Genomic DNA, 3,363 nt, shown 5'->3' with positions numbered 1-3,363 from the left:
AGTTTTTGAGCAACAGCTTGCCTTCTGCTAAAAGGCTGCTACTTTTAGCTGCACTGATTTTTTAGTCTAAACTACAGTTATTAAATGGGATCGAAAAATCAAAAATAAAGGCAATGCTATTTTATCCGGTTTAGCTGCGTAGCAGCTTATCAAGGCTTCTTTTGCCTCGTTCGATAGTTGCTTTAAGTCGGGGAGTTTTTCCATTCCTTTATCTATAGCAATCCTAAATCATTATCAAGAGTATGATACAATTATATGCAATACTTGATTGTGACAATAAAAATATGAATAACTTAAAACTGCCCCTCAAAGATATGGAAAATGAAATAACTCAATTAGAATCTTTCCTTAAAAGTGATATCGATGCAAGAGAACTTAAACGAGCAATAGCTGTAAGGATGGCTGTCGAAGGCAAGTTCTACCATGAGATTAGCAAAATTCTCGGTGTAAGTGAATTTTTTGTTGGTTATTGGAAAAAACAATTTCAAACCAAAGGAATCGAAGGAATCAAGCTAGGGCATAAAGGGTCACAAGGGTATTTAACAGCTCTACAAAATACTGAAGTAATCGAGTGGCTAAAGAATAAAGAATATTGGAGTTTAGATGAGCTAGTTACTTATTTAGATCGAGAGTTTGGTGTGATATATAAATCAAAACAGAGTTACTATGAACTTTTCAACCGGGCGAAAATTAGTTGGGAAAAAACTCAAAAAACCAATCCTAAATTTGAGATCGAACTGGTCAAAAAAAAGACGGAAGAAATTAACGATATTTTATTCAAAAACAATGCTGGCATAGAATCCGGGCAAATAATAGTATTATTTATAGATGAATGTCATCTACTTCATGGCGATCTGACTGGTTATGTTTGGGGTCAATCCAAAATCAGAATTGAAGTCCCAATTACCAATGAAAAAAATAGACAAACTTATTTTGGCGCCCTAAATTATCAAAGCAAAGAATTCCATGTTCAGAGCCATCCATCTGGTGATGGAAAATCGACATTTAAATTCATAAAATATTTACAAAATAAATATAAAAATCAAAAAATTATCTTAATTTGGGAGGGAGCTAGTTATCATAAATATGGCGAATTTAGAGATTTCTTATTAGAAGTAAATGGTGACAAAGAGCCTGATGATTGGTCAATTACTTGTATTTTATTTGCTCCAAATGCTCCCCAACAGAATCCCGTTGAAGATATTTGGTTACAAGCTAAAAATTTTTTAAGAAAGTATTGGTATTTATGTAGGTCTTTTAAGATTGTTAAATTTTTGTTTGAATTTTTTACTAACGAACATAAATTTGATTTCCCCAAAATACATAAATATACTTGCACGCAGAAAATTAATTAGGATTGTTATAGGTCTAGAAAATCATTTAGGATTGCTATAATGTCTTTCTCGTTTTCTTGTCAAGGGGGTTGAGCAATTACAATTAATTAATGGCGTTTCGTTCGCTCAATCCTGGGATCTTCTAAGTTAGAAAAATGGTCAGCAATGGTGATTTTAGGCTTTAGTTTCATAAGAACTAACTCTGCTTAAATGTTTCGTATGTAATCAATAATTATTCTCCAATATACCAGATTCTGCTAACATAAGATTTAGATGCGTTAGCCCTGTAATCGAACACAATTCATCAAACGTATCATTGACTTATCTCAGAGAATTGGTTTAAGAATCCGACTAATTTACTACCCGCCATATCGAGCGCAAGTATAATCCAATTGAACGCTGTTGGGCAGCACTTGAACACTATTGGAATGGTACTATTTTAAATTCAGTTGAAACAGCCGTAAACTGGACATCTAACATGACATGGAAAGGAATTAAGCCGATTGTAAACTTAATTGAGACAACTTATGAGAAAGGCGTAAAAGTCTTACCTCATGAGTTAAAACAGTATTTGCCCTCATGGCAACGTTCTGAAACTTTACCAAAATGGGATAAGCTGTCAAACATCTAAACTGCATTAACTAAGTTACCTTTGTTTTTGACTTTTCGGTTCCATTTCATAATTAATTCTCCTTCATTTAACAGTTTATGTAACAGTGACTCTAGTTTTTCAATGGATTCAAATAATCTATTTGCAACATATTCCTTGGCGGAATGCCACACTAATTCAACCAAGTTGTAGTCGGGGCTATACTTGGGTAAAAACTCTATGATTAGATTCGGCATTTCTGTCGCTATTTTCTGCAAAGTTTCGGCTTTTTTATGAAAACTAGCGTTGTCCAAAATGAGTACAAATTTACAGCCTTTATCTTTAAAGTCTTCCGCTAAATTTCCTTGCAATATCCACTCGGCTCTTAAATCTGCATAAAAATTTTTCAGCACTGCATAAAAATTAGCAGAATTTCCAGATGTCATAAAATCTACCCATCTTTTCTTGTCTGAATATCTCACTCCACCCATGACATTAATACGACCCTTTCTTCTGTCTCCTCTTTTCTTGCTTCGAGTCCCTTTTTTACAGGTAGTCCTGCATAGCAAGGAAAATGTGTTATAATTTTATTCTTTTAACCTACCTTGACTTTTAGCTTATGAACTCTCCCAAGTGCAACTCTGAATACATCTTGAAAAATGGTCGCAGTCGCTCCGGCAAACAAAATTTTAAATGTCGAGATTGTGGAAGACAATTTGTTATGAGTCCCAGACATCAACCGATTTCATCAGCAACAAAAAAGTTGATAGATCGACTTTTATTAGAAAAGATATCTCTGGCTGGGATTGTGAGGGCGACTGGGGTTTCGGAACGGTGGTTGCAATACTATGTTAATAAAAAATTAGGAGCTGTAAAAAGAGAAGTAGAAGTCAAGTCAAAAAAGAAAGGGAAGCTAACAATTCAATGTGATGAAATGTGGTCATTTGTAGGCAATAAGGATAATAAGCAGTGGATTTGGCTGGCAATTGATGCCTCAACTAAAGAAATTGTAGGAGTATATATTGGCAAAAGAGATCAAGCTGGAGCTCAAGGATTGTGGGATTCTTTACCACCAGTTTATCGTCAATGTGCCGTAAGTTATACAGACTTTTGGAGTGCCTACGGAACAGTTTTTCCTCAAAAAAGATACAAGGCAGTAGGAAAGGAGACTGGCCTGACAAACTATATAGAAAGATTTAATAATACGATGAGACAAAGAATATCTAGATTGGTGAGAAAAACTCTTTCATTCTCCAAAAAACTCTCCAATCATATTGGGGCTATTTGGTATTTTATTCATGAGTATAACGCCAGTTTATCTATCAATTAAAACCCTTAATTTTCCTTGCTATGCAGGACTACCTTTTTACACCAATTTTTCCTTCTAATTACTCTTAAACTAAATCCACTTTCGTCCCAAAACCATACCTGTAAAAGAGC

3 protein-coding genes and 1 pseudogene are annotated in these 3,363 nt (G+C 34.4%); 3 read left to right on the top strand and 1 reads right to left on the bottom strand.

Translation table 11 applies throughout. From position 1 onward, the window contains the following. The first annotated feature begins 284 nt into the window (after positions 1-284). Positions 285-1,355 carry an IS630 family transposase gene (locus QUA58_RS31030; protein ID WP_333397968.1) on the top strand — a complete coding sequence of 357 codons (1,071 nt, stop codon included), beginning with the start codon at positions 285-287 and terminating at the stop codon, positions 1,353-1,355. 270 nt (positions 1,356-1,625) lie between these two features. Then, positions 1,626-1,965: pseudogene (locus QUA58_RS31025) on the top strand (ISAzo13-like element transposase-related protein); the annotation flags it as partial. Here QUA58_RS31025 and QUA58_RS31020 read toward each other — a convergent pair. Beyond that, the gene (locus QUA58_RS31020; protein WP_333310078.1) at positions 1,962-2,492 is read right to left on the bottom strand and encodes an IS630 family transposase; all 531 of its coding nucleotides are present in this window, start codon (positions 2,490-2,492) and stop codon (positions 1,962-1,964) included. The pseudogene QUA58_RS31025 and the gene QUA58_RS31020 sit on opposite strands and share 4 nt — an antisense overlap. 50 nt (positions 2,493-2,542) lie before the next feature. Between QUA58_RS31020 and QUA58_RS31015 the strand changes: the two genes are divergently transcribed. Beyond that, positions 2,543-3,253, top strand: a complete 711-nt coding sequence (locus QUA58_RS31015; protein WP_333397967.1) for an IS1 family transposase — start codon at positions 2,543-2,545, stop codon at positions 3,251-3,253. Positions 3,254-3,363: the final 110 nt, after the last annotated feature.

The organism is Microcoleus sp. N9_A1, from assembly GCF_036701795.1.
GTDB lineage: Bacteria > Cyanobacteriota > Cyanobacteriia > Cyanobacteriales > Microcoleaceae > Microcoleus.
This window is presented reverse-complemented; position numbering and strand designations above follow the sequence as displayed.